Source organism: Streptomyces sp. BYX5S (genome assembly GCF_054724165.1).
Genome location: NZ_CM138829.1, coordinates 274,114 through 299,064, shown reverse-complemented (window position 1 = coordinate 299,064; position 24,951 = coordinate 274,114). Strand labels below are relative to the sequence as shown.

Annotated in this window: 23 protein-coding genes and 1 tRNA gene; 15 read left to right on the top strand and 9 right to left on the bottom strand. The window is 71.0% G+C overall.

The genetic code is table 11. The features are described from left to right. Positions 1 to 6 precede the first annotated feature (6 nt). The 4 genes from acs (at position 7) to ACYBSK_RS01385 (ending at position 5,108) form a co-directional block, all read left to right on the top strand. Positions 7 to 1,962 carry an acetate--CoA ligase gene (gene acs, locus ACYBSK_RS01400; protein WP_460244901.1) on the top strand — a complete coding sequence of 652 codons (1,956 nt, stop codon included), beginning with the start codon at positions 7 to 9 and terminating at the stop codon, positions 1,960 to 1,962. Positions 1,963 to 2,179: 217 nt separating this feature from the next. Next, positions 2,180 to 3,583, top strand: a complete 1,404-nt coding sequence (gene nhaA, locus ACYBSK_RS01395) for a Na+/H+ antiporter NhaA (RefSeq protein WP_460244900.1) — start codon at positions 2,180 to 2,182, stop codon at positions 3,581 to 3,583. Positions 3,584 to 3,648: 65 nt separating this feature from the next. Beyond that, positions 3,649 to 4,158 (top strand): phage holin family protein, encoded by a 510-nt coding sequence (locus tag ACYBSK_RS01390; protein WP_457474973.1) that lies wholly within the window; start codon positions 3,649 to 3,651, stop codon positions 4,156 to 4,158. After that, entirely contained in the window at positions 4,155 to 5,108 is a 954-nt protein-coding gene (locus ACYBSK_RS01385) for an alpha/beta fold hydrolase (protein ID WP_457474972.1), read from the top strand. The genes ACYBSK_RS01390 and ACYBSK_RS01385 overlap by 4 nt, the downstream gene beginning before the upstream one ends. A 360-nt stretch (positions 5,109 to 5,468) precedes the next feature. Here ACYBSK_RS01385 and ACYBSK_RS01380 read toward each other — a convergent pair whose 3' ends face one another. From ACYBSK_RS01380 to nth, 3 genes are all read right to left on the bottom strand, one after another. Beyond that, positions 5,469 to 6,668, bottom strand: coding sequence for a MarP family serine protease (locus ACYBSK_RS01380; RefSeq protein ID WP_460244899.1), 1,200 nt, complete (start codon positions 6,666 to 6,668; stop codon positions 5,469 to 5,471). Positions 6,669 to 6,740: 72 nt separating this feature from the next. Next, entirely contained in the window at positions 6,741 to 7,403 is a 663-nt protein-coding gene (locus tag ACYBSK_RS01375) for an NUDIX hydrolase (RefSeq protein ID WP_460246936.1), read from the bottom strand. A gap of 305 nt (positions 7,404 to 7,708) precedes the next feature. Beyond that, positions 7,709 to 8,614 carry an endonuclease III gene (nth, locus tag ACYBSK_RS01370; protein WP_460244898.1) on the bottom strand — a complete coding sequence of 302 codons (906 nt, stop codon included), beginning with the start codon at positions 8,612 to 8,614 and terminating at the stop codon, positions 7,709 to 7,711. A gap of 380 nt (positions 8,615 to 8,994) precedes the next feature. On the opposite strand from nth, the gene ACYBSK_RS01365 reads away from it, so the two are divergent. Both ACYBSK_RS01365 and ACYBSK_RS01360 read left to right on the top strand, forming a co-directional pair. Next, the gene (locus ACYBSK_RS01365) at positions 8,995 to 9,669 is read left to right on the top strand and encodes a Crp/Fnr family transcriptional regulator (RefSeq protein WP_356387200.1); all 675 of its coding nucleotides are present in this window, start codon (positions 8,995 to 8,997) and stop codon (positions 9,667 to 9,669) included. A 93-nt stretch (positions 9,670 to 9,762) separates the two neighbouring features. Further along, positions 9,763 to 10,647, top strand: coding sequence for a sigma-70 family RNA polymerase sigma factor (locus ACYBSK_RS01360; protein WP_460244897.1), 885 nt, complete (start codon positions 9,763 to 9,765; stop codon positions 10,645 to 10,647). A gap of 61 nt (positions 10,648 to 10,708) precedes the next feature. Here ACYBSK_RS01360 and ACYBSK_RS01355 read toward each other — a convergent pair whose 3' ends face one another. The 4 genes from ACYBSK_RS01355 to ACYBSK_RS01340 all read right to left on the bottom strand — a co-directional run bounded on the left by ACYBSK_RS01355 (position 10,709) and on the right by ACYBSK_RS01340 (position 13,300). Next, a complete protein-coding gene (locus tag ACYBSK_RS01355) occupies positions 10,709 to 11,539 on the bottom strand; it encodes an MBL fold metallo-hydrolase (protein ID WP_460244896.1) in 831 nt (276 codons plus the stop codon). Further along, positions 11,536 to 12,420: an NUDIX hydrolase gene (locus ACYBSK_RS01350; RefSeq protein WP_460244895.1), complete on the bottom strand. Its 885-nt coding sequence runs from the start codon at positions 12,418 to 12,420 to the stop codon at positions 11,536 to 11,538. The genes ACYBSK_RS01355 and ACYBSK_RS01350 overlap by 4 nt, the downstream gene beginning before the upstream one ends. A gap of 248 nt (positions 12,421 to 12,668) precedes the next feature. Then, positions 12,669 to 13,139, bottom strand: coding sequence for a RidA family protein (locus tag ACYBSK_RS01345; protein ID WP_457474965.1), 471 nt, complete (start codon positions 13,137 to 13,139; stop codon positions 12,669 to 12,671). Continuing rightward, on the bottom strand, positions 13,136 to 13,300 hold the full coding sequence (locus tag ACYBSK_RS01340; RefSeq protein ID WP_086020382.1) for a DUF4177 domain-containing protein: 165 nt from the start codon (positions 13,298 to 13,300) through the stop codon (positions 13,136 to 13,138). Before ACYBSK_RS01340 ends, ACYBSK_RS01345 begins: the two co-directional genes overlap by 4 nt. A gap of 100 nt (positions 13,301 to 13,400) precedes the next feature. On the opposite strand from ACYBSK_RS01340, the gene ACYBSK_RS01335 reads away from it, so the two are divergent. Continuing rightward, entirely contained in the window at positions 13,401 to 14,360 is a 960-nt protein-coding gene (locus ACYBSK_RS01335) for an ArsA-related P-loop ATPase (protein ID WP_457474964.1), read from the top strand. Between the two features lie 12 nt (positions 14,361 to 14,372). Further along, positions 14,373 to 15,731: an ArsA family ATPase gene (locus ACYBSK_RS01330; protein WP_460244894.1), complete on the top strand. Its 1,359-nt coding sequence runs from the start codon at positions 14,373 to 14,375 to the stop codon at positions 15,729 to 15,731. Between the two features lie 54 nt (positions 15,732 to 15,785). On the opposite strand, the gene ACYBSK_RS01325 is transcribed toward ACYBSK_RS01330, so the two are convergent. Further along, positions 15,786 to 16,130 carry a WhiB family transcriptional regulator gene (locus tag ACYBSK_RS01325; RefSeq protein WP_356387178.1) on the bottom strand — a complete coding sequence of 115 codons (345 nt, stop codon included), beginning with the start codon at positions 16,128 to 16,130 and terminating at the stop codon, positions 15,786 to 15,788. A 450-nt stretch (positions 16,131 to 16,580) separates the two neighbouring features. Between ACYBSK_RS01325 and ACYBSK_RS01320 the strand changes: the two genes are divergently transcribed. Continuing rightward, a complete protein-coding gene (locus tag ACYBSK_RS01320; protein WP_457474962.1) occupies positions 16,581 to 18,830 on the top strand; it encodes a transglycosylase domain-containing protein in 2,250 nt (749 codons plus the stop codon). A gap of 300 nt (positions 18,831 to 19,130) precedes the next feature. On the opposite strand, the gene ACYBSK_RS01315 is transcribed toward ACYBSK_RS01320, so the two are convergent. Then, the gene (locus tag ACYBSK_RS01315) at positions 19,131 to 19,595 is read right to left on the bottom strand and encodes a GatB/YqeY domain-containing protein (RefSeq protein ID WP_460244893.1); all 465 of its coding nucleotides are present in this window, start codon (positions 19,593 to 19,595) and stop codon (positions 19,131 to 19,133) included. Positions 19,596 to 19,672: 77 nt separating this feature from the next. Here ACYBSK_RS01315 and ACYBSK_RS01310 point away from each other — a divergent pair, with 77 nt between their 5' ends. The 6 genes from ACYBSK_RS01310 (at position 19,673) to ACYBSK_RS01285 (ending at position 24,947) form a co-directional block, all read left to right on the top strand. After that, entirely contained in the window at positions 19,673 to 20,626 is a 954-nt protein-coding gene (locus ACYBSK_RS01310) for a metallophosphoesterase (protein WP_460244892.1), read from the top strand. A gap of 121 nt (positions 20,627 to 20,747) precedes the next feature. Then, positions 20,748 to 20,821, top strand: a tRNA-Pro gene (locus ACYBSK_RS01305). Positions 20,822 to 22,429: 1,608 nt separating this feature from the next. After that, on the top strand, positions 22,430 to 22,987 hold the full coding sequence (locus ACYBSK_RS01300) for a DUF5994 family protein (protein ID WP_460244891.1): 558 nt from the start codon (positions 22,430 to 22,432) through the stop codon (positions 22,985 to 22,987). Positions 22,988 to 22,992: 5 nt separating this feature from the next. Continuing rightward, positions 22,993 to 23,277, top strand: a complete 285-nt coding sequence (locus ACYBSK_RS01295; protein WP_457474952.1) for a hypothetical protein — start codon at positions 22,993 to 22,995, stop codon at positions 23,275 to 23,277. A gap of 11 nt (positions 23,278 to 23,288) precedes the next feature. Then, entirely contained in the window at positions 23,289 to 23,837 is a 549-nt protein-coding gene (locus tag ACYBSK_RS01290; RefSeq protein WP_457474951.1) for a GNAT family N-acetyltransferase, read from the top strand. A gap of 147 nt (positions 23,838 to 23,984) precedes the next feature. After that, on the top strand, positions 23,985 to 24,947 hold the full coding sequence (locus tag ACYBSK_RS01285) for an anti-sigma factor RsbA family regulatory protein (RefSeq protein WP_460244890.1): 963 nt from the start codon (positions 23,985 to 23,987) through the stop codon (positions 24,945 to 24,947). Positions 24,948 to 24,951: the final 4 nt, after the last annotated feature.

Below are 24,951 nucleotides of genomic sequence, written 5' to 3'. Positions count from 1 at the left end.
GATGTCGTGAGCAACGAAAGCCTGGCCAACCTCTTGAAGGAGGAGCGACGCTTCGCGCCGCCAGCTGACCTGGCCTCGAACGCCAACGTCACGGCCGAGGCGTACGAGCAGGCCAAGGCTGACCGGCTCGGTTTCTGGGCCGAGCAGGCCCGCCGCCTCAGCTGGGACACCGAGCCGACCGAGACGCTCGACTGGTCGAACCCGCCGTTCGCCAAGTGGTTCAAGGACGGCAAGCTCAACGTCGCGTACAACTGCGTCGACCGGCACGTGGAGGCCGGGAACGGCGATCGGGTCGCGATCCACTTCGAGGGCGAGCCCGGCGACAGCCGCGCGATCACCTACGCCGAACTCAAGGACGAGGTCAGCCGGGCCGCGAACGCCCTGACCGAGCTGGGAGTTCAGCAGGGCGACCGGGTCGCCGTCTATCTGCCGATGATCCCCGAGGCGGTCATCTCGATGCTGGCCTGCGCCCGCATCGGCGCCGCGCACTCCGTCGTCTTCGGCGGCTTCTCGGCCGACGCCATCGCCAAGCGCATCGAGGACGCCGACGCGAAGGTCGTCATCACCTCCGACGGCGGCTTCCGGCGCGGCAAGCCGTCCGCGCTGAAGCCCGCGGTCGACGAGGCGCTGACCCGCGTATCGGTCGAGAAGGTCCTCGTCGTGCGGCGCACCGAGCAGGACGTGGCGTGGACCGAGGGCCGCGACCTGTGGTGGCACGAGACGGTCGGGCGGCAGTCCACGGAGCACACGCCGCAGGCGTTCGACGCCGAGCAGCCGCTCTTCATCCTGTACACGTCGGGCACGACGGGTAAGCCGAAGGGCATCCTGCACACCTCGGGCGGCTACCTGACGCAGGCCAGCTACACGCACCACGCCGTCTTCGACCTCAAGCCGGAGACCGACGTCTACTGGTGCACGGCCGACATCGGCTGGGTCACGGGCCACTCGTACATCACGTACGGCCCGCTCTCGAACGGCGCGACGCAGGTCATCTACGAGGGCACCCCGGACACCCCGCACCAGGGCCGGTTCTGGGAGATCGTGCAGAAGTACGGCGTCTCGATCCTCTACACGGCGCCGACCGCGATCCGTACGTTCATGAAGTGGGGCGACGACATCCCCGCGAAGTTCGACCTGAGCAGCCTGCGCGTGCTCGGGTCCGTGGGCGAGCCGATCAACCCCGAGGCGTGGGTCTGGTACCGGAAGAACATCGGCGGCGACACGTGCCCCGTCGTCGACACCTGGTGGCAGACCGAGACCGGCGCGATCATGATCTCGCCGCTGCCGGGTGTCACCGAGGCCAAGCCGGGCTCCGCCCAGCGTCCGCTGCCGGGCATCGCCGCGACCGTCCTCGACGACGAGGCGGGCGAGGTGCCCAACGGCGGGGGCGGCTATCTGGCGCTCACCGAGCCGTGGCCGTCGATGCTGCGCACCATCTGGGGCGACGACCAGCGGTTCATCGACACGTACTGGTCCCGTTTCGAGGGCAAGTACTTCGCCGGTGACGGCGCCAAGAAGGACGAGGACGGCGACATCTGGCTGCTCGGCCGGGTCGACGACGTCATGCTCGTCTCCGGCCACAACATCTCGACCACCGAGGTCGAGTCCGCGCTGGTCTCGCACGCGGCCGTCGCCGAGGCCGCCGTGGTCGGCGCCGCCGACGAGACGACCGGTCAGGCCATCGTCGCCTTCGTGATCCTGCGCGGCAGCGCGAACGCGGAGGACGAGTCGCTGGTGGCGGACCTGCGCAACCACGTCGGCTCCGTCCTCGGCCCGATCGCCAAGCCGAAGCGCATCCTGCCGGTCGCCGAGCTGCCCAAGACCCGCTCCGGCAAGATCATGCGCCGCCTGCTGCGCGACGTCGCGGAGAACCGGGCGGTGGGCGACGTCACCACGCTCGCCGACTCCTCCGTCATGGATCTCATCCAGGCGGAGCTGCCGTCGGCGTCGAGCGAGGACTGACCCCCGTACGACACCCGTACGAACCCGTGCGACCAGGAAACGGGCATCCGGCGAGCGAGCCGGGTGCCCGTTTCGTGCGTAGGGTGATGATCGACAAGCCCGCCGGGGCACCCTGTAGGGTAAAAGCCGCGTCAAAGACGCGTCAGAGATCCGAATAGGTGCGCCGGGAAGTCTGGTCGGCAACGCAGTCAGCCGTACCCGACTGGAGGTCTCTCCCGTGAGCGCGCCCCCCAACAAGTCCGACCGCAAGGCGTTCGGCCGCCTCTCCCTGCCCGAGCGCACCTTCGTGGCCGACGCGCTGCGCACCGAGACCGTCGGCGGCGTCCTGCTCCTCGTGGCCGCGATCGCCGCCCTCCTCTGGTCCAACATCCCGGCCCTGCACCACAGCTACGAGGCGGTCAGCGACTTCCACATGGGCCCGAGCGCCCTCGGCCTGGACCTCTCCATCGAGCACTGGGCCGCCGACGGACTCCTCGCGATCTTCTTCTTCGTCGCCGGCATCGAACTCAAGCGCGAGCTCGTCGCGGGCGACCTGCGCGACCCCAAGGCCGCCGCGCTGCCCGTCGTCGCCGCCCTGTGCGGCATGGCGATGCCCGCCCTCGTGTACGTCGTCGTCAACGCGACCGGTGGCGGCTCACTGGCCGGCTGGGCCGTGCCGACCGCCACCGACATCGCCTTCGCGCTCGCCGTCCTCGCCGTCATCGGCACGTCGCTGCCGAGCGCCCTGCGCGCCTTCCTGCTCACCCTCGCCGTGGTCGACGACCTCTTCGCGATCCTGATCATCGCGATCTTCTTCACGGACGACCTGAACTTCGCCGCACTCGGCGGCGCGTTCCTCGGCCTCGCCGTCTTCTGGCTGCTGCTCAGGAAGCGGGTGCGCGGCTGGTACATCTACGTACCCCTGGCCCTGGTGATCTGGGGGCTGATGTACAACAGCGGCGTGCACGCCACCATCGCCGGTGTCGCCATGGGCCTGATGCTGCGCTGCCACCGCGAGGACGGCGAGGAGCACTCCCCCGGCGAGCACATCGAGCACCAGGTGCGGCCGCTGTCCGCCGGACTCGCCGTGCCGCTGTTCGCACTTTTCAGCGCCGGTGTCGCCGTGTCGGGCGGCGCGCTCGGCGATGTGTTCACCAAGCCGGAAACGCTCGGCGTGGTGCTCGGCCTCGTCGTCGGCAAGACACTCGGCATCTTCGGCGGTACGTGGCTGACCGCGCGGTTCACCAAGGCCTCGCTCTCCGACGACCTCGCCTGGCCCGACGTGTTCGCGGTCGCCTCGCTCGCCGGCATCGGCTTCACCGTCTCGCTGCTCATCGGCGAACTCGCCTTCACCGACGACCCGTTGCTGACCGACGAGATCAAGGCGTCGGTGCTGATGGGCTCGCTGACGGCCGCGGTGATCTCCAGCGTGCTGCTGAAGATCCGCAACGCCAAGTACAAGGCGCTGTGGGAGAACGAGGAGCGCGACGAGGACCGCTCCGGCGTCCCGGACATCTACGAGGAGGGCGATCCGGAGTACCACCTCCGGATGGCCGAGATCTACGAGCGCAAGGCCGCGGAACACCGGAGGCTTGCGGAAGTGGCGGCCGGGGCAGGCGACGAGGACCGCCGTCCGGCATGATCTGACGGAGAGTCCGCGCAGTACGCGCATACGGAGCAGCCACAGAAGAACAGGGGAGTAACGCGATGAGCGCACCCGACGACAACCCGGTCGGCGCCGAACGCAGCATCGGCCAGCTGTTCGCATCGGCGACGGCCGAGATGTCCGCGTTGGTGCACGACGAGATCGCCCTCGCGAAGGCCCAGCTCAAGCGGGACGTGAAGCGGGGCGCGGTCAGCGGCAGCGCGCTGGGAGCGGCCGGCGTGGTCCTGACCTTCTCGCTGCCGATGCTGAGCTTCGCGCTCGCCTACGGGATCAACGCGTGGACCGGCGGGTTCAACGGCGACGGCGGCTGGAACATGGCCTGGTGCTTCCTGCTGTCGTTCGCGGCCAGCGTGGTCGTCGCGCTGCTGCTCGCGCTCATCGGCGTCGTCTTCGCCAAGAAGGCCGCGAAGGGCAAGGGCCCGCAGAAGACCGCCGCCTCGTTCAAGGAGTCGGCGGGCGTACTGCAGAACGCCAAGCCGCACCCCCGTGAGGTGACCGCGGGCGACCGTGACACCAAGGCCCTCGAGGCTGTGGCACGCTCGTCTTCATGACGGACCCCGCCACTCCTTCGGCCCAGCCGCCCGCATCCTTCGTACGCCTCGACGTTCCCGGCGGGCAGAAGCTGACCCACAGGGACGTCGCGGCGAACGGCGCGCGCTTCCACATCGCCGAGATGGGCGACGGGCCGCTGGTCCTGCTGCTGCACGGTTTCCCGCAGTTCTGGTGGACGTGGCGGCACCAGCTCGTCGCGCTCGCCGACGCGGGCTTCCGCGCCGTGGCGATGGACCTGCGGGGCGTCGGCGGCAGCGACCGCACGCCGCGGGGCTACGACCCGGCGAACCTCGCGCTCGACATCACCGGGGTGGTGCGCTCCCTCGGCGAGCCCGACGCGGCGCTGGTGGGGCACGACCTCGGCGGGTACCTCGCGTGGACGGCCGCCGTGATGCGGCCCAAGCTGGTGCGCCGGCTCGCGGTCTCCTCGATGCCGCATCCGCGCCGGTGGCGCTCGGCGATGCTGGCGGACTACCGGCAGTCGCGCTCGGGGTCGTACATCTGGGGCTTCCAGCGCCCGTGGCTGCCCGAGCGCCAGCTCGTGGCGAACGACGGGGAACTGGTCGGCAAGCTGGTCCGGGACTGGTCGGGGCCGCACCAGCCCGACGACGAGACCGTGCGGACGTACCGGGAGGCCATGTGCATCCCGTCGACCGCGCACTGCTCGATCGAGCCGTACCGGTGGATGGTGCGCTCCCTCGCGCGACCCGACGGGATCCAGTTCAACCGGCGCATGAAGCGTCCGGTGCGCGTGCCGACGCTGCATCTGCACGGCTCCCTCGACCCGGTGATGCGCACGCGCAGCGCGGCGGGCTCCGGCGAGTACGTGGAGGCGCCCTACCGCTGGCGGCTGTTCGACGGGCTCGGGCACTTCCCGCACGAAGAGGATCCGGTCGCGTTCTCCAAGGAACTCGTCAACTGGTTGAAGGACCCGGAACCGGACCGGTGAGCCCTCCTCGTTGAGGACCTTCCCGCAGGGGAACGCCTGTGCCTCGAACGGCCAATTGCCTCGCGCATAAGCCAATTTGGGAAGCGTGAGGGCGGTTACCGACCATGGGGCGGGGGCACACGTCGGGGTATGGGCTGGACGCACGACTACAGTGACGCAGCACGCAATCGCCGCCCAGCGATGACGCTGGGCTCTTCCCAGAAGGGGGCGCCGGACGGCTGGTCGGCGCATGATCCCCGGCTGGGCATTCCGCGCATCCTGCGGCGTCGGGCCCGGTGGGTCTCCGCGCGGATCCGGCACGGCGGCGGGCGGGACTGACCGCTCCTTGCCGCCGGGCGACCACGTCTCCCGGCTCGACGGCTACAGCGCGCAGGCGTCCGTGTCGACCTGCTGGTTCGCCGAGCGGCCGCGCGCGATGTCCGTGTTGATCTCGTCGCCGGACAGCGCGTAGCCCGTCTGCGAGTCGTCGAGGGACTTGGCGAACACCACGCCGTAGACCTTGCCCTCCGGGGTGAGCAGCGGCCCGCCGGAGTTGCCCTGACGGACCGTCGCGAACAGCGAGTACACGTCGCGCCGCACCGTGCCCCGGTGGTAGATGTCCGGGCCGTTCGCCGTGATGCGCCCGCGCACGCGCGCCGGGCGGATGTCGTACGCGCCGTTCTCCGGGAAGCCCGCGACGATCGCGCCGCCGCCGCGCTGCGCGTCGGTGTCGGTGAACTGGAGCGGGGGCGCCTTCAGGGTCGGCACGTCGAGGACCGCGATGTCGCGCCGCCAGTCGTAGAGCACGACCCTGGCGTCGTACTTCCGGCCCTCGCCGCCTATCTGCACGGTGGGTTCGTCGACGCCGCCGACCACGTGCGCGTTCGTCATCACGCGGCGGTCCGAGAACACGAAGCCCGTGCCCTCCAGGACCTTGCCGCAACTGGGCGCCTGGCCCACGACCTTGACGATGGATCGTTTCGCGGTGAGCGCCACCCGGCCGTTCGCCAGCGCCGGGTCGGGCGGCTGGACCTCGGTGATCGGCTCGTTCGCGAACGGGCTGAAGACCTGCGGGAACCCGTTCTGCGCGAGGGTGGAGGAGAAGTCGGCGAACCAGGTGTCCGCCTGGGTGGGCAGCGCCTGCGAGACGCCCAACAGCACCTTCGAGCCCCGCACTTCCTTGCCGAGCGTGGGCAGCGTCGTACCGGCGAGCGCGGAACCTATCAGCCAGGCGACCAGGAGCATCGCCGCCACGTTGACCACGGCGCCACCCGTCGCGTCCAGCGCGCGGGCCGGGGACCACGTGATGTATCTGCGCAGCTTGTTGCCCAGGTGCGTGGTGAAGGCCTGGCCCACGGAGGCGCAGACGATCACGACGACCACGGCGACGACCGTGGCGGTCGTGGTGACCTCGGCGTCACTGGTGATCGCGTCCCACAGCAGGGGCAGCGCGTAGACCGCGACGAGGCCGCCGCCGAGGAAACCGATCACCGACAGGATGCCGACGACGAAGCCCTGGCGGTAGCCGACGATCGCGAACCACACGGCGGCGGCGAGCAGCAGGAAGTCCAGCACGTTCACCGATTCACGCCTCGCCTTGCATCTCGCCCCGCATCTTCCGGCCTGTGGTCGTCGTTCACGGCGCCCACCCTGTCACGACCGCCAATCGAGTGGCACCGTCTTTGATCGGTCCCAGGGGCGCTCCCACCCCGCGTAGTGCAGCAGTCTGTCGATCACGCCCGCCGTGAACCCCCACACCAGAGCCGATTCCACCAGGAAGGCCGGGCCCTTGTGGCCGCTCGGGTGGACCGTCGTCGCCCGGTTCGCCGGGTCGGTGAGGTCCGCCACGGGGACCGTGAAGACGCGTGCCGTCTCCGCCGGGTCGACCGCCGAGACGGGTGAGGGCACCCGCCACCATCCCAGTACGGGCGTGACGACGAAGCCGCTCACCGGAATGTAGAGCTTCGGCAGCACGCCGAAGAGCTGGACGCCGCCGGGGTCGAGGCCGGTCTCCTCCCACGCCTCCCGCAGCGCGGCGCGCAGCGGCCCGTCGGCGAGCGGGTCGCCGTCCTCCGCGTCGAGGGCGCCGCCGGGGAAGGAGGGCTGCCCCGCGTGCGACCTGAGCGAGCCGGAGCGCTCCATGAGCAGCAGCTCGGGCCCGCGCGCCCCCTCGCCGAACAGGATCAGCACGGCGGACTGCCGCCCCGCGCCGTCCTCGGGCGGCAGGAAGCGGCTGAGCTGCTCGCCGCGGACGGTACCGGCGGCACGGGCGACGGGCTCCAGCCACCCGGGCAGCCCGTCGGAGCGGAGCGTCACGTCGGAGGGGGGCGGGCCGCCGTGGGCGTGGCCACCGTGGCCGCTGTGGCCGGGGCCGTCGGGGCGGTCGAGGCGGGGGCTGTCGTGGCCGTGGCCCGCGCGGACCTCGGGGGCCGACACGTCCGCACCGCCCTCACGATGCACACCGGGCGCCTCGTGCGTCTCCGCCGGTTCGTCCGGCCCCGGGGGCCCCTCCGTCCCGGCGCGCGCCTCGCCCCTCGCCTCGCCGATCTCGCTCACGTGCTTCATCGCCGCCCCCTCGCGGTGTGCTGGGCCAACCCCCGACTGCCCTTCGACGCGGTCCGTCACGCCTCCCGGCCGGGCAGCGGCGGGGCCGGCAGACCGCCCGCCTCCAGGTAGGAACGCGGGGGCTTAAGGCGCTGGCCGGGGAAGCCGCCCTTCTCGTACTTGAGGAGCTTCCTCGCCTTCTCCGGGTCCGTCTCGCCCTCCCCGTACGCGGGGCACAGCGGGGCGATCGGGCAGGCGCCGCAGGCCGGCTTGCGGGAGTGGCAGATGCGGCGGCCATGGAAGATCACGTTGTGGCTGAGCTGGGTCCAGTCGCTCTTCGGGAAGAGCGCGCCGACGGCCGCCTCGACCTTGTCCGGGTCCGTCTCCTCGGTCCACTTCCAGCGGCGCACGAGCCGCCCGAAGTGCGTGTCGACGGTGATGCCGGGCCTCCCGAACGCGTTCCCCAGCACCACGAAGGCCGTCTTGCGGCCCACGCCGGGCAGTTTGACCAGGTCTTCGAGGCGGCCGGGCACCTCACCGCCGAAGTCCTCGCTCAGCGCCTTGGCCAGGCCCATGATCGAGCGCGTCTTGGCGCGGAAGAAGCCGGTCGGCCGGATCAGCTCCTCGACCTCCTCAGGGTTGGCCGCGGCCAGGTCCTCGGGGGTCGGGTACGCGGCGAACAGGGCCGGCGTCGTCTGGTTGACCCTCAGGTCCGTGGTCTGGGCCGACATCACCGTGGCCACGAGGAGCTGGAAGGGGTTCTCGAAGTCCAGCTCCGGGTGCGCGTACGGGTACACCTCCGCGAGCTCCCGGTTGATCTTCCGGGCCCGCCGGACGAGCGCGGTGTGCGACTCGGCCTTCTTGGCGGGTGCCTTCTTGGCGGGTGCCTTCTTCGCAGCTGCCGGCTTGGGAGCGGCCGCCTTCGCGGCGGTCCTCTTCGCGACGGTCTTCTTCGCGACGGTCTTCTTCGCGGGTGCGGTCATCGGTCAGGCGGCCTTCCCGTGTACGAACACGAACTTGAGTACGGGCCCGGAGGCGGCTTCCGACGACTGTTCGCCCACAGCGGAATCACGGTCTCCCCGCACCGTCACGACCCCCTCCGCCTGCGCTCTCACCGGCTTTTTGAACACCCGGCCAGCCTAAAGCCCGACACTGACATCCGCCCCGAAGCCGCCGGATCGCTCCACGATTGGCCCCCTCCCCCTCGGGTTGTGGCGCGGGTGCGGCAGACTTGTGTACGAGTGACTGATCACACTGTTTGGACCGTCCGGCAAAATGGGCAGTGGAAATGATCGACAACCGGGGCGATCCGGTCGATTCGATCGGGTCCCTTCCCGATGCAGGCGACATAGGAGAGAAACTCGTGGACGACGTTCTGCGGCGCGCCCCGCTCTTCGCGGCGCTCGATGACGAGCAGGCCGCGGAGCTCCGCGCCTCCATGAGTGAGGTGACCCTCGCACGCGGCGACGCCCTGTTCCACGAGGGCGACCCCGGAGACCGCCTGTACGTGGTCACCGAGGGCAAGGTGAAGCTCCACCGCACTTCCCCCGACGGGCGCGAGAACATGCTCGCCGTCCTCGGCCCCGGCGAACTGATCGGCGAGCTGTCGCTGTTCGACCCGGGACCGCGCACCGCCACCGCGAGCGCCCTCACCGAGGTCAAGCTCCTCGGCCTCGGCCACGGCGACCTCCAGCCCTGGCTGAGCGCCCGCCCCGAGGTGGCCACGGCTCTGCTGCGCGCCGTCGCCCGGCGCCTTCGCAAGACCAACGACCAGATGTCCGACCTGGTCTTCTCCGACGTGCCCGGCCGTGTGGCCCGCGCCCTCCTCGACCTGTCGCGCCGCTTCGGCGTGCAGTCCGAGGAAGGCATCCACGTCGTGCACGACCTGACGCAGGAAGAGCTGGCCCAGCTGGTCGGCGCCTCCCGCGAGACGGTCAACAAGGCGCTCGCCGACTTCGCGGGCCGCGGCTGGCTCCGCCTGGAGGCCCGCGCCGTGATCCTCCTGGACGTGGAGCGCCTCGCGAAGCGCTCGCGCTGACACCACCACGCATCCGTCGAACGGGTCCCGCCACCGATCGTGTGGCGGGACCCGTCCGCGTAGCGCCACAACCGCACACAAGGGGAGCCGCTCATGACCCAGCCGCCCGATCTCGTCACCCGTTTCGAGGCAGAGCGCGGGCGGCTGCGCTCCGTGGCGTACCGGATGCTCGGTTCGCTGAGCGAGGCCGAGGACGCCGTTCAGGAGGGGTGGCTGCGGCTTCAGCGCGCCGACAGCGACGACGTACGGAACCTGAGCGGCTGGCTGACGACCGTGGTGGGGCGGATCTGCCTGGACATGCTGCGGGCCCGCTCCTCGCGCCGTGAGGAGCCCTTGGAGGACGGTCCCGCCCAGATCCACCTGCCCGACCCGCTGGTCCGCCCCGCCGACCCCGTCCACGAGGCCGAACTCGCGGACTCCGTCGGGCTCGCGCTCCTCGTCGTCCTGGACACCCTGGCCCCCGCCGAACGTCTCGCCTTCGTGCTGCACGACATGTTCGCTGTGCCGTTCGAGGAACTCGCCCCGATCGTCGAGCGCACCCCCGCGGCGACCCGCCAGATGGCGAGCCGCGCGCGGCGCCGGGTGCAGGGCGCGACCGTGCCGCCGGACACCTCGCTCGCCCGGCAGCGCGAGGTCGTGGGCGCCTGGCTGGCCGCCTCGCGCGCGGGCGACTTCGAAGCGCTGCTGGAACTCCTCGACCCGGACGTCCTGCTGCGGGTCGACGCGGGCGGCGGCACGGCCTCCGGGCTGCTGCGCGGGAGCGTGGAGGTGGCCAAGCAGGCCGCGTTCTACGGGAAGCTGGCGCAGGCCGCGTACCCGGTGTTCGTCGGCGACACCGTCGGCATCGTGCAGGCGCCGCGCGACCAGGCCGTCTCCGTGCTCGCCTTCACGTTCCGCGACGGCAAGGTCGTGGGGGTCGACATCATCGCGGACCCGCCACGCCTCGCCGCGCTGGGCGTCACGTGGGCGACCTCTTGAAGAAGCACATGAACAACCTCTTAAAGAGGTCGCCCCTCGGCATGAGGGCGCGCTGGGCCCGCTAGATCAGGCCGTGTTCGCGCAGGTACTCGAGCTGGGCCCGCACGCTCAGCTCGGCCGCAGGCCACAGCGAGCGGTCCACGTCCGCGTACACGTGCGCGACGACGTCGGGCGCGGACACCAGCCCGTTCTCGACGGCCGTCTCCACCTGGGCGAGACGGCCCGCGCGGTGGGCGAGGTAGAACTCGACGGCGCCCTGGGCGTCCTCCAGGACCGGCCCGTGTCCCGGCAGCACCGTGTGCACCCCGTCGTCGACCGTCAGGGACCGCAGTCGGCGCAGCGAGTCCAGATAGTCGCCCAGGCGGCCGTCCGGATGGGCCACCACGGTCGTGCCGCGCCCGAGGACGGTGTCCCCGGTCAACACGGCTTGATCGGCCGGGAGATGGAAGCACAGCGAGTCCGCGGTGTGTCCCGGGGTCGGTACGACGCGCAGCTCCAGGCCGCCCGTGGTGATCACGTCACCGGCGGCGAGGCCCTCGTCGCCGAGCCGCAGCGCCGGGTCGAGCGCCCGCACCTTCGTCCCGGTCAGCTCGGCGAACCGGCCCGCCCCTTCGGCGTGGTCGGGGTGGCCGTGGGTGAGGAGGGTGAGCGCGATCCGTTTGCCCGCCCGCGCGGCGACGTCCATGACGTGGCGCAGGTGCGCGTCGTCCCGCGGACCCGGATCGACGACGACGGCGAGGTCGCTGTCCGGTTCGGCGACGATCCAGGTGTTGGTGCCGTCGAGGGTCATCGCGGAGGGGTTCGGCGCCAGGACGTTGACCGCGCGGGCGGTGGCGGGGCCGGAGAGGACCCCGCCGCGCGGCTGGCCCGGCAGGGCGGCGGCCTCGGTCATGCGGAGGCACCTCCGTTCCGGTGGGTGTGCCCCGTGGGGATGTGCTTGGTGAACTCGTCGTGCCCCGGCCAGGACAGCACCAACTCGCCCTCCTCCATGCGTGCCTGTGCCAGTACGGGGGTCAGGTCGCGCCCCGTCGCCCCGCCGAGGGCGCCGCGCACGTCCTCGTACGCCTCCAGGGTGCGCAGCGTCGCGATCGTCGGCGGCATCATCGACAGCTCGCCCCGGTCGTACGCCGCCGCGGCGCGGCCCGGACCGATCCACACGGTGCGGTCGGCCTCGGAGGAGTCGTCGCTGGTGCGCTGGCCCTGCGGGAGCGCGGCGACGAAGAACCAGGTGTCGTAGCGGCGCGGTTCGAACTCGGGGGTGATCCAGCGGGCCCAGGCGCCGAGCAGGTCGGAGCGGAGCACCAGGCCGCGGTCCTCCAGGAACTCGGCGAAGGACAGGTCCCGGTCGATCAGCGCCTGCCGGTCGGCCTGCCAGCGCTCGCCCGTGGTGTCGTCGACGACGGTGTCCGGGGTGGGGCCCGCGAGCAGCACGCCGGCCTCTTCGAACGTCTCCCGTACGGCGGCGCAGACGATCGCCTGGGCCTCCGGCTCGGGCACGCCGAGGCGTTCGGCCCACTCCGCGCGCGTGGGGCCGGCCCAGCGGACCAGGCGGTCGTCGTCGCGGGGGTCGACGCCGCCGCCGGGGTACGCGTAGGCGCCGGCCGCGAACTTCATCGACGTACGTCTGCGGAGCATGTGCACCTCGACGCCCTCGGCGTCTCTGAGCAGCATCACCGTGGCCGCGCGGCGGGGGGTTGCGGGGGTGAGGGTGCCGGCTGCGAGTGCGCGGATGCGGTCCGGCCACTCGGGGGGATACCACTGCCCATTTGCCATGGCCGGAGGCTAACTGGTGGCGCCCGGATGTTCGAGAGCCCGTTTCCTCACGGGTACGCGGATCCCGGGTGCGCCCACCCGTCCCCCACGCCACGGGGCTCCGCCCCGGCCCCCGCTGCTCAATCGCCGCAGGGGCTCCAATTGCCCCGCCGGCGTTTGAGGCGACGCGTTTCAAGCCCCGCCGGCGTTTGAGGCGCGGGGTCCGGGGCGGAGCCCCGGGGGTGTGGGCCCGGGGCGGCGCGCGGGGGTCAGGACTCCGTCAGTTCGACCTGGATCTCGACCTCGACCGGCGCGTCCAGCGGCAACACGGCCACGCCCACGGCACTGCGCGCGTGCACACCCTTGTCCCCGAGCACCTCGCCAAGCAGCTCGCTCGCGCCGTTGATGACACCGGGCTGCCCGGTGAAGTCCGTGGCGGAGGCCACGAACCCGACGACCTTCACGACCCGCTCGATCCGGTCGAGGTCACCCGCCACGGACTTCACCGCCGCGAGCGCGTTCAGCGCACACGTGCGGGCCAGGTCCTTGGCCTGCTCGTCCGTGACCTCGTCGCCGACCTTCCCGGTCAGCGGCAGCTTGCCGTCGACCATGGGCAGCTGCCCCGCCGTGTACACGTACACACCGGACCGCACAGCGGGCTGATACGCCGCCACCGGTGGAACCACCGGCGGCAGCGTCAGCCCCAGCTCGGCGAGCCGCGCCTCGACGGCGCCGCTCACGCGTCCTTCTCCCGCTTCAGGTACGCCACCAGCTGCTCGGGGTTGTTCGGCCCCGGCACGACCTGGACCAGCTCCCAGCCGTCCTCGCCCCAGGTGTCCAGGATCTGCTTCGTCGCGTGCACGAGGAGCGGCACGGTCGCGTATTCCCACTTCTTTGCCATGGGGCCGACTGTATCCGCCGCACGTGGCCGAAGCGCACGTGGCCGAAGCGTTCCGGAGGCTGCTGCGTGGATGTCCGACGTACTGGTTAGGCTCGAATACGTGAGCAGGCTCCAGGTCGTCAGCGGCAAGGGCGGGACCGGAAAGACCACGGTCGCCGCCGCGCTCGCGCTCGCCCTCGCGACCGAGGGAAAGCGCACTCTCCTCGTGGAGGTGGAGGGCAGACAAGGTATCGCGCAGCTCTTCGAGACGGAGGCGCTCCCGTACGAGGAGCGGAAGATCGCCGTCGCGCCGGGCGGCGGGGAGGTGTTCGCCCTCGCCATCGATCCCGAACTGGCGCTGCTGGACTACCTCCAGATGTTCTACAAGCTGGGCGGCGCGGGCCGCGCCCTGAAGAAGCTCGGCGCCATCGACTTCGCCACGACCATCGCGCCGGGCCTGCGGGACGTCCTCCTGACGGGCAAGGCCTGCGAGGCCGTACGGAGGAAGGACAAGCAGGGGCGGTACGCGTACGACTACGTGGTGATGGACGCGCCGCCCACCGGCCGCATCACCCGGTTCCTGAACGTGAACGACGAGGTGGCCGGGCTCGCCAAGATGGGCCCGATACACAATCAGGCGCAGGCCGTGATGCGGGTCCTGAAGTCCCGTGAGACCGCGGTGCACTTGGTGACGCTCCTGGAGGAGATGCCGGTGCAGGAGACCCTCGACGGGGTCGCCGAGCTGCGCGCCGCGAAGCTCCCGGTAGGACGGATCATGGTGAACATGGTGCGACCCGCCCTCCTCGGGGAACCCGCCCTGGCGCTGACCCGCGACGGCGGGGTCCGCCCGGCCGTCACCGAGGCACTGACGGCCGCCGGACTCGGCAGCGCCAAGCGGCTCGTCGGCCCGCTGCTCGCGCAGGCCGGTGAGTACGCCGAGCGCTACGCGCTGGAGCGCGCACAGCGCGACCAGCTCGCCGCGGCGGGCCTGACGCTGCACGAACTGCCGTTGCTCACCGAAGGACTGGACCTCTCCGGGCTGTACACGCTCGCCGAGGAACTGCGCCAGCAAGGGATTTAGGGGACCGTTCCGATGACGCTGAATCCTTCCGCCACGCTCGCCGTGGACCCGCTGCTCGACGACCCGTCGACCCGCATCGTGGTGTGCTGCGGCAGCGGCGGCGTCGGCAAGACCACCACGGCCGCCGCCCTCGGCCTGCGCGCCGCCGAGCGCGGCCGCAAGGTCGTCGTCCTGACCATCGACCCGGCCCGCAGGCTCGCCCAGTCCATGGGCATCGACTCGCTGGACAACACCCCGCGCCGGGTGAAGGACATCGACAACGGGTCGGGCGGCGAGCTGCACGCGATGATGCTCGACATGAAGCGCACCTTCGACGAGATCGTCGAGGCGCACGCGGACGAGGAGCGCGCGCAGGCGATCCTGTCCAACCCCTTCTACCAGTCGCTCTCGGCGGGCTTCGCGGGCACGCAGGAGTACATGGCGATGGAGAAGCTGGGGCAGCTGCGCTCGCGCGACGAGTGGGACCTCATCGTCGTCGACACCCCGCCCTCGCGCTCCGCGCTCGACTTCCTGGACGCGCCCACGCGGCTCGGCTCCTTCCTCGACGGGAAGCTGATCCGGCTGCTCATGGCGCCCGCGAAGGTCGGCGGGCGCGCGGGCATGAAGTTCCTGAACGTCGGGATGTCGATGATGACCGGCACCCTCGGCAAGCTGCTCGGCGGTCAACTCCTGCGCGACGTGCAGACGTTCGTGGCCGCGATGGACACGACGTTCGGCGGTTTCCGCACCCGCGCGGACGCCACGTACAAGCTGCTCCAGGCGCCCGGCACGGCGTTCCTCGTGGTCGCCGCGCCCGAGCGGGACGCGCTGCGCGAGGCCGCGTACTTCGTGGAGCGCCTGGCCGCGGAGAAGATGCCGCTGGCCGGTCTCGTACTGAACCGGGTGCACGGCAGCGGCGCGGGCCGGCTCTCGGCCGAGCGCGCCCTCGCCGCCGCGGAAAATCTTGACGAGCGCGGCATTGTGGATCAGACGGGCGGGAAGGAAGAGGGGCGTGCCACTCCCGAGGCACCCACCGAGTCCTCCCCCGAGAACTCCGATCCAGAGAACCCCGAGTATCCCGAGAACCCCGAGACTCCCGAGAGCTCTGAGAACTCCGCGGAAGCGGCCTCCGAGCGTTCCGAGGCCCGGTCCACGAGCGGGACGGCCGAGCCCACCGTCGAGCAACTCACCGCGGGGCTGCTGCGGTTGCACGCCGAGCGCATGCACGTGGTCGCGCGTGAACAGCGCACCCGTGACCGCTTCACCGCGCTGCATCCCGAGGTCGCCGTGACCGAGGTCGCGGCGCTGCCCGGGGACGTGCACGACCTGGCAGGCCTCAGGGACATCGGGGAACGGCTCGCGGCCGGTGGCACTCCGGCCGGAGCAGCATGAGCCGTACGCGCACGCGCCGTCCGCGGGTGGAACGACCCGCGGTGCGCGCGCCGGCTATCCGACGGCGGCGTACCTCTCGTACGTCTCGTCGTTCTCCAGCTCCACGGGCAGCAGGCCCGCGCCGCGCTCGTACTCCGTACGCGCCGTCTCAAGCAGCCGGCGCCATGAGGTGACGGTCGGACGCCTGCGCAGCAACGCGCGGCGCTCCCGCTCCGTCATGCCACCCCACACGCCGAACTCGACGCGATTGTCCAGCGCGTCCGCCAGGCACTCGGTCCGCACGGGGCATCCCGTGCACACCGCCTTCGCCCGGTTCTGCGCTGCTCCTTGAACGAACAGTTCGTCCGGATCGGTAGTGCGGCAGGCCGCCTGCGCACTCCAGTCGACTACCCAGCCCATACCGGCGCCGTCCTCTCCCGAATCGAGGCTCCCCCACGGCGGCAGCGGCATATTCACCGCCGCCAGTTGAGGACGTTACGGAAGGTGGGCACAGCGCAACACCCCCTTCGGGCCCAATCTTGAATGGCCCGAACGGACTATGCGTGAGCGGCAGATCACCCGACGGAGTGACCGACGGACATGCGTAATAACCCCGGCAAAACGGGACAGTTCACTTGAGTCACAACGGGCGTCGAGTGACACACAAGGCGGATTCGGACACCCCCTGAGCCCTACGCGAAGCTCCGCGAACAGGCCCGGAAATGACTACAAGAGGCACTTCGTAAGTACCGGGAACGATTCGGGGTCGTCCCGCATCTTGATACGTGACCGCACTGCTGTGACAGTTGAGTGCAGCTTAGGCCAAGGCATATACGCCTGTCCGGAGAATCGGCACGTAGGCTGCCCCGTATGGGAAAGAAGCGCTCGGGCGGTGGCGGCGGCATGTCCCCTGCCCAACAGGCCGCCAAGTTCCTCGGAGTCAGCGTGCTCGCGGGAGCGGTGCTGGCCGGCATCGCGCTGCCCGCGGCGGGCGCGCTCGGCCTCGCGGCCAAGGGATCGGTCGAGGGATTCGACGAGATCCCGGCGACGTTGAAGACCCCGCCGCTGAGCCAGCGCACCACGATCCTCGACAACGAGGGCGGGAAGATCGCGACCGTCTACTCGCGCGACCGCACGGTCGTGAAGCTCGACGACATCTCGCCGTACATGCAGAAGGCGATCGTCGCGATCGAGGACTCGCGGTTCTACGAGCACGGCGCGATCGACGCCAAGGGCATCCTGCGCGCGATCAACGCCAACGCGCAGAACGGCAGCGTCTCGCAGGGCGCCTCCACCCTCACCCAGCAGTACGTGAAGAACGTCTTCATGGAAGAGGCGGGCGACGACCCGACCAAGCTGGCGCAGGCGACGCAGCAGACCATCGGCCGCAAGGTCAAGGAGCTGAAGTACGCGATCCAGGTGGAGGAGGAGGTCGGCAAGAAGAAGATCCTCGCCAACTACCTGAACATCACGTACTTCGGGCAGCAGGCGTACGGCGTCGAGGCCGCGGCCCAGCGCTACTTCTCCAAGCCGGCCAAGGACCTGAACATCCAGGAGTCCGCGATGCTCGCCGGCATCGTGCAGTCCCCCAGCCGCTACGACCCCGTCAACGACGAGGCGGAGGCGAAGAAGCGGCGCAACGTCGTGCTCCAGCGCATGGCGGAGACGCACGACATCACGCGGGCCGAGGCCGAGGAGGCCAAGAAGACCCCGCTCGGACTGAAGGTCAGCAGGCCGCAGAACGGATGCATCACGGCGGTGCGGGGCGCGTCGTTCTTCTGCAACTACGTCAAGAACGTCTTCCTCAACGACTCGACGTTCGGCAAGACCCCGGAGGAGCGCGCCAAGGTCTGGAACCGCGGTGGCCTCACAGTGAAGACCACGCTCGACCCGCAGACGCAGGACTCGGTGGAGGCCTCGCTCAAGCGGTACGTCTACAAGACGGACAAGGTCGCCGGGGCGGGCGCGTTCGTCGAGCCGGGCACCGGCAGGATCCTCGGCATGGGCCAGTCCAAGCCGTACGGCTCCGACACCAGCAAGAACGAGACGGAGCTCAACTACTCGGTCGACAACAAGTACGGCGGCTCCTTCCTGGGCTTCCCGACCGGTTCGACGTTCAAGCCGTTCGTGGCGGCCGCGGCCCTGGAGAAGGGCACGCCGGTGACGAAGCAGTACCCGGCGCCGTACCAGATGCCGTACCCGAGCACCGTCCAGACGTGCAGCGGCAAGCCGTGGGTCAACGACGGCGGCTACAAGCTGGAGAACGAGAACGAGTCGGAGGTCGGCCCGTACCGCCTCAAGGAGGCGATGGCCAAGTCCATCAACACGTACTTCGTGCAGATGATCGGCGACATCGGCATGTGCCCCGTCGTGCAGATGACGAACAAGCTGGGCGTGGTGCAGGGCAACGGCGAGAAGGTGCCCGAGGTGCCCTCGTCGATGACCCTCGGTTCGACGGGTCTGTCGCCGCTGACGATGGCGTCCGCGTACGCGGCGTTCGCCAACCGCGGCACGTACTGCACGCCCGTCGCGATCGCGTCGATCACCGACCCGAACGGCAAGGCGCTCGACGTACCGAAGACGAAGTGCTCGCGCGCGATGTCCACCAAGACCGCCGACAAGATCAATACGCTGCTCAGCGGCGTGATCGACTCCGGTACGGGCAAGGCCTCCGGCCTCACCGGCCGGGACAACGCCGGTAAGACCGGTACCACCGACGAGCGCAAGAACGCGTGGTTCGCGGGCTACACGCCGAACCTGTCGGGCGCGGTCTGGGTCGGCAGCGCCTCGCAGGCCGTGAAGATGACCAACATCACCATCGGCGGCCGGTACCACGCCAAGGTCTTCGGCGCGGACACGCCGGGGCCGATCTGGCGCGACGCCATGACCGGCGCCCTGTCCGGCAAGGAGGCGCCCTCCTTCAACAAGGTGAGCATCCCGGACCCGGACAAGAAGAAGGACAAGGGCCGCGACAGGCCCGACCCCGCGGACCCGGGCGGCGGCGGTGACGACGACGCCGGCAACGGCGACACCGACCCTTTCCCCGACATCTCCATCCCCCCGGACCTCATCGGCGGCAACAGCAACGGAAACGGCAACGGGGGCGGCTGGGGCCGCTAACGCCTCCGGCGCTCTCCGTGCCACCCCACTCCAGCCCCCCGGCGGGACGATCCAGCCCCTCCGGCGCTTGAGGAGCGGGGTCCGGACGCACCACCACCCCCCGGCGCTTGAGGAGCGGCGTCCGGGCACCATCCAGCCCCTCCGGCGTTTGAGGAGCGGGGTCCGGGCACTATCCAGCCCCTCCGGCGTTTGAGGAGCGGGGTCCGGGGCGGAGCCCCGTGGCGTGAGGGGACGGTCGGGCGGAAGACGAAGAGGGCGTACCCCGCACGGGGTACGCCCTCTCGGGGTTCGTGGTGGGGCTCAGCCCGCCAGCAGACGCTTGACCGTGGCGGCAACCCGCCCACCCTCGGCCCGATCCGCCACCTTCGGCTTCACGATCTTCATGACCTGCCCCATGGCCCTCGGCCCCTCCGCCCCCGCGGCCCTCGCCTCCTCGACCGCCTCCGCGACGATCCCTTCGAGCTCCGCGTCGCTCAGCTGCTGCGGCAGGTACTCGGCGAGCACCGCACCCTCCGCCTCCTCACGCGCCGCCGACTCCGCGCGCCCCGCCTTCTCGAAGGCCTCGGCCGCCTCGCGCCGCTTCTTCGCCTCCTTGGCGATCACCTTCTGCACCTCGTCGTCGCTGAGCTCACGCTTCTCCGTACCCGCGACCTCCTGATTGGTGATCGCGGAAAGGGTCAGCCTGAGCGTCGAGGAGCGCAGCTCATCACGCTCCCTGATCGCGGCGTTGAGGTCGTCGTGCAGCTTCGACTTGAGCGTGGTCATGACTTGATTGTCGCAGGTGCCCGAGGCACAACGCCCGCCGATTTCCGGGTCGGTGCGGGTCTGACACGATGGAACCCATGCGCGCTCGATACGGGAATCCTCTGAAGACCTCCCTGAAGGTGACGGCAGGCATCGCGGCGGCGGGCGCCGCCGGCCTGATCTACTCCGCGGGCTTCGAGGCCCGCTCCTTCCGCCTGCGCCGGGTCACGATCCCGGTCCTTCCTGCGGGAATGCGCCCGATGCGGGTGCTCCAGGTCTCCGACATCCACATGGTGAGCGGGCAGAACAAGAAGCGGCGCTGGCTCCAGTCCCTGGCCGGCCTGCGCCCCGACTTCGTCATCAACACGGGCGACAACCTGTCCGACACGGAGGGCGTCCCCGAGGTCCTGGACGCGCTCGGCCCGCTGATGGAGTTCCCCGGCGCGTACGTCTTCGGCTCGAACGACTACTACGGCCCCAAACTCCTCAACCCCGCCCGCTACTTGAAGCAGCAGGTCTCGGGCAAGCACGGCCTGAACGGCAACGCCCCCGTCGTCGGCGCCATCCACAACCCGTGGGAGGACCTGCGCGACGGCTTCGACGAGGCGGGCTGGATCAACCTCACGAACACCCGCGGCGCGCTGAAGGTCGCGGGCGTCGAGATCGGCCTGACCGGCCTGGACGACCCCCACATCAAGCGCGACCGGTACGCGGAGGTGGCCGGCGGCCCGCTCTCCGGCCCCGACTTCTCGCTGGGCGTCGTGCACGCCCCGTACCTGCGCGCCCTGGACGCCTTCACCGCGGACGGCTACCCGCTGGTCCTCGCCGGCCACACCCACGGCGGCCAGCTCTGCATCCCCTTCTACGGCGCCCTCGTCACCAACTGCGACCTGGACAGGGCACGCGTGAAGGGCCTCTCCACCCACGAGTCGGAGGGCAACACCTCCTACCTCCACGTCTCGGCGGGCTGCGGCACCAACCGCTACACCCCCGTCCGCTTCGCCTGCCCGCCCGAGGCCACCCTGCTGACCCTGGCCCCGGCGGCCCCGTGAGCTCCCCGGGGGCGGCCCCGCGGCCGCCCCCGAAAACCGGATTTCGTCTCAGGCCGACAGTCCGCTAAAGTAAACGACGTCGCCGCGACCTGCAGAACAGCAGAGACCGGAACAACGACATCGGGGTGTGGCGCAGCTTGGCAGCGCGCTTCGTTCGGGACGAAGAGGTCGTGGGTTCAAATCCCGCCACCCCGACAGCTGAAACACCAGGTCAAGGGCCTGATCCGCATCGCGGGTCAGGCCCTTTCCGCGTCTCGGGTGATCGTTTGGGAGAAATCTGGGAGAAGATCTTGGGCGGGGTCTCCCAGACGGTTCTGCATGCCGGAGCCCGCGACGGCAGCCACCGCGTGACCGATCCTGTGCACTCGCCAATCGGTATCCGCAGAGCCTGGCAGCAGGGGGCTGCCGTGGCCGGGCGGCTGTGCCATCGGACAGCGCGGGATGGAAGGGGCGGAGCCCGCTCCTGGACGTGCGGCGCTAGCGAATCAGTGCTGTCCGCCGCTCGCGAAGCGCGCGCTCACGAAGTGCGCGGCGGCGGCCACCGCCGCTGTCCTCCTGGGCACGGAGGTGAGGCCGGCCACCGATGCGCGACGCTGCCCACTCCGTCGCGGGTGGCCGACCCGCTGCGGCAGGTGGCGGACCGCCGCGCGGTAGCGCCCCCGTAGCTTCGACATCGGGTCTCAGTGAGCCCTGGGCCGCCCCACGGTCTTCGAGGCGTCGAAGAGGCGGATGACGGCGGCCGACGGGTCGAACCGGCCACGTTCAACCCCGTGCCGGGCGCTCGCCGATCATGGGGCCCTGCGAGTCCACGCTCCAGGTGATGTGGTGGAGCAGGGCGATGCGGACGAATCCCGTCCACAGCAGGCCGGTTACCCCGTAGAGCCCGCCGCGATGATCCAGCCGAGGCCGAACGGCAGGGCGAGGAGTGAGTACGCACACCGCGGGGAAGGCGCGCGCGGATGTCACGGTCGGCCGGCAGACCGGGGGCGTAACGCTCGGCGGACGTGGGGTCGTTGCGAAACAACCGGCCGATGTGCGTGTGCAGCAGTCCGCGGAGCCGATCGCGCAACCTGGTGCCTAAGCGGTACGGGGAATGCGGGTCGCCGGGGCGGTCGGTGAACGCGTGGCGGCGGTGCGTGGCGACCCAGCCGATGGCATCGCCCTGGAAACTCATCGATCCGGCCACGGCGAGGGCGACGCGCACGGGGCGGACGGCGCGGTAGCCGCCGTGGGTGAGGCCGCGGTGGAAGGCGACGGTGATCCCGAGGCCGGTGAGCACGTACAGGGCGAGCCCGAGCACGATGTCCGTGGGGTGGATCAGCCGGCCCCACAGCAGCCATCCGGCGAGGCCGAGGGCCACGAACGGCAGCACGCGACGATGACCGCCGTCACCGCCGTCATCGCCACGTACAGGCGCTCGCGTCCTTCGCGCGGCGGCGGCAAGGTGCGCGGGGGAACGTCAGGGACATGCATCGACTCCTCGGCCTGGTTGCGCATGGCGCGGCCGGGGTCGGGGGCTGTCGCTGAGGGATGGCGAGGTGCGTGTGCACAGCGGTCCGGGACCGGCAGGGGGAACGCCCTCTCCTTCTTGCACCGTACTTCCGTCCGGCAGGAAACGGATCAGACGGCCCGTCACCTACCCGCTCCCGACGCCGCCGACGGACCCACCGCCGGCCCCACGCGCAGGAGTACGCTTGGAAGTACCAAGGGCACTTCGCACTCCGGCATCCGCGCGGGTCTCGTCCTCGGTGAGCAAAGGACCTCGGGGCGGCCACCGCGCCGCTCCGAAGACGGGTTCGCATCATGAACGCGACCACGAGCTCCCTGCGCGTCATCCCTCCAGCCCCGTCGCCCACCGCCCGCGTGGCGCTGAAATCACCGACAGGCCGCGGCCTGCTCGACGGCGCCTGGTGGCCGCGTTCGCGCGACCTGACCGCCGAACTCCCCGCCCTGGCGGACGTACTCGATCCGCTGTGGGGCCGCATCACCCGTGTCGCCGTGAATCCGATGCTCTGGCCCGTCGTCCCGCGCAAGGTGACCGTTCACGACCGCGTGCTCAAGGTCGGCTGGTTCACCCCTGAACTCGACCCGCACAAGCTGCTGTTGCTGTCCTACGGCACCAGCCGCTTCGACCTCCTGGTGATCCCGCCCGAGACGGCGGCCGCGAGCGCGGCCCGGCTCATGGCCGCCGCCTGCGACACGGCCGGGCCCCCGCTGACCGCCACCGCTCTCATCGCCGCCGAGACCGCACGCCACCACGACGTCGCCGTGGGCGAGCGGCCACAGGCCGGGGAGGAGTCGTGGGAGTACGAGGGCGGCGCCACCTCCGCACACGCCGCTCTCACGGCCGTGGGACGGTGATCGCCGTGGACGCCGTGCTCACCGCAGCCGCTTTCCTGGTGCTGATCACTCTCGCCGCGTACGTGATCCACCGTCTCAACACCCAGCACGCCGAAAGGATCGCCTTGCGCACCTACAGCCGCTTCCTGCCGGGCCGCCGGACCGCCACCACACCGCACGACGACGAAACGCTGCCTCTCCAGCCCCCGCCGGCCGACCCGGTCGGCCGGCGCGACCACCGTGATGGTGGTCGCGGACGGTTCCGGGCACGCCGACGCCGTGATCGCAGCACGCACAAGAAGGGTCGCTGAAGGGAGTCCGGATGGCCGAGGTGTATCTGCGCAGGCTCACCCGATGGCAGGCCGAGCAGCAGCGAGCGGTCGTCGCCGACCTTTACGTCACGGCATACCGCACCGCCGCCGGAGCCGAGTACCGCGACCGGGAGGAGTTTCTACGCCTCTTCGCGCAGCATGTGCAGCACGACGGCTTCGACATGGTCGTCGCCGACGCGGTGGGCCTCGTCGGCTGCGCCTACGGACACCGCCTGGAGCGCGACGGGGCGTGGTGGGCCGACTTCCCCGTCGAGGTGACGCCGCAGACCGAGGAACTCACGGCATCGGGGCGGGTGTTCGTACTCGCCGAGCTGATGGTGCTGCCCGGGTACCGCCGCCGCCGTGTCGCGACCCGCCTCGGCGAGCTGCTGCTGTCCCGCCATCCCCTGGACCTGGTCGTGGCCGGTGTGGGCCCGGACAGGGCCGAGGGCGGGATCAGGGATCTGCTCCGCGCCTGGGGCTGGAAGGAACTGCCCGCCTCGGGGCCGGGCGCGAAGGCGTCGCGCAGCGTGGTGTGGGCGCGCGAGCCGATGCGATGAACGGCGCCGAGACGGGCGCTCAGGTTCACCGTCCCGGACACCGGGGCGAGGGACCGCGTGCCCACACGTTCGCCCACAGTGCGCCGTCGTGGCACGGCGGGTCCGTAACGGCCCGACCTCTCACTGTCCGTCATGGAAGGACTTGCGATGAACGAGGCGCGCGCGCCGTCCCGACCGGGATGCGCGCACCACCTGCTGCTCTATGGCAGCGACGACCAGTTCCTGGCCGCGGCGCTGCCCTTCGCCCACGACGGCGTCGCCGCCGGGGAACCGGTCTTCGTCGCCACGAGCCGGCACAACACCGCGCTGCTGCGACGACGTCTGGGTCCGCGGGCCGCAAAGGTGACGTTCGCCGCGACGCACTGGTTCCGCAGTCCCGCCCAGGCGCTGCTGTCCTTCCACGACAAGGCCCGCCCCGGCGAGCCCGCGTCCCGCGTCCTGGGCGAGGCCCCCTGGAGCGAATTCGCCCCCGGCCAGGTGCGGGAGTGGTCGCGCTACGAGTCGCTGCTCACCCTCGTGCTCGCCTCGACCGGCGCCTGGCACCTGTGCCCCTACAACACAGCCGTCCTGGCCCCCGGAATCCTGCGCACCGCCCGGCTCACCCACCCCACGCTGGCCGCGGGGAGTTCCCACTGCGCCAATCCCGATCATGTCGCGCCCACGCAGTTCATCGCGGGCTGTGACGCCGCGCCGCTGTCCGAACCGCCCACGGGCTGCGCCGAGTTCTGCTTCGACGGGCCCGGACAGCTCGCCGCGCTGCGTGAGTTCGCCGCACGGTGGGCCCGGTGCGCGGCGCTGTCCTCCGACCGTGCCGACTCCCTGCTGATCTGCGTCGCCGAAGCCGCCGCGAACGCCCTGCAGCACGGCGGCGGTGCGGGCGCCTGCCGGATCTGGGTCACCGCGTACGAGCTGGTCTGCGAGGTCAGCGACGGCCGCGGCACCCTGGACACCACGCTGGCCGGCCGTCTGCCGCCCGAGCTGACCCGCCTCGGCGGCCGCGGCCTGTGGATCATCCGCCGGCTCAGCGACTCCACGGACATCCGCAGCACCGGCGACGGCACCACCGTCCGCATCCGGATGAGCCGCAGCCGTGACCGTGCCACGCCCTGACGGC

Bases quoted from the DNA above. Each gene is read 5' to 3' on its own strand.
- ACYBSK_RS01290 (WP_457474951.1), top strand. From the start codon at position 23,289: ATGGCCGAGGTGTATCTGCGCAGGCTCACCCGATGGCAGGCCGAGCAG.
- ACYBSK_RS01325 (WP_356387178.1), bottom strand. From the start codon at position 16,130: ATGGGCTGGGTAGTCGACTGGAGTGCGCAGGCGGCCTGCCGCACTACC.
- ACYBSK_RS01350 (WP_460244895.1), bottom strand. From the start codon at position 12,420: ATGGCAAATGGGCAGTGGTATCCCCCCGAGTGGCCGGACCGCATCCGC.
- ACYBSK_RS01340 (WP_086020382.1), bottom strand. From the start codon at position 13,300: ATGGCAAAGAAGTGGGAATACGCGACCGTGCCGCTCCTCGTGCACGCG.
- ACYBSK_RS01320 (WP_457474962.1), top strand. From the start codon at position 16,581: ATGGGAAAGAAGCGCTCGGGCGGTGGCGGCGGCATGTCCCCTGCCCAA.
- nth (WP_460244898.1), bottom strand. From the start codon at position 8,614: ATGACCGCACCCGCGAAGAAGACCGTCGCGAAGAAGACCGTCGCGAAG.
- ACYBSK_RS01355 (WP_460244896.1), bottom strand. From the start codon at position 11,539: ATGACCGAGGCCGCCGCCCTGCCGGGCCAGCCGCGCGGCGGGGTCCTC.
- ACYBSK_RS01310 (WP_460244892.1), top strand. From the start codon at position 19,673: ATGCGCGCTCGATACGGGAATCCTCTGAAGACCTCCCTGAAGGTGACG.
- ACYBSK_RS01330 (WP_460244894.1), top strand. From the start codon at position 14,373: ATGACGCTGAATCCTTCCGCCACGCTCGCCGTGGACCCGCTGCTCGAC.
- ACYBSK_RS01300 (WP_460244891.1), top strand. From the start codon at position 22,430: ATGAACGCGACCACGAGCTCCCTGCGCGTCATCCCTCCAGCCCCGTCG.
- ACYBSK_RS01360 (WP_460244897.1), top strand. From the start codon at position 9,763: ATGACCCAGCCGCCCGATCTCGTCACCCGTTTCGAGGCAGAGCGCGGG.
- ACYBSK_RS01385 (WP_457474972.1), top strand. From the start codon at position 4,155: ATGACGGACCCCGCCACTCCTTCGGCCCAGCCGCCCGCATCCTTCGTA.
- ACYBSK_RS01285 (WP_460244890.1), top strand. From the start codon at position 23,985: ATGAACGAGGCGCGCGCGCCGTCCCGACCGGGATGCGCGCACCACCTG.
- ACYBSK_RS01390 (WP_457474973.1), top strand. From the start codon at position 3,649: ATGAGCGCACCCGACGACAACCCGGTCGGCGCCGAACGCAGCATCGGC.
- ACYBSK_RS01315 (WP_460244893.1), bottom strand. From the start codon at position 19,595: ATGACCACGCTCAAGTCGAAGCTGCACGACGACCTCAACGCCGCGATC.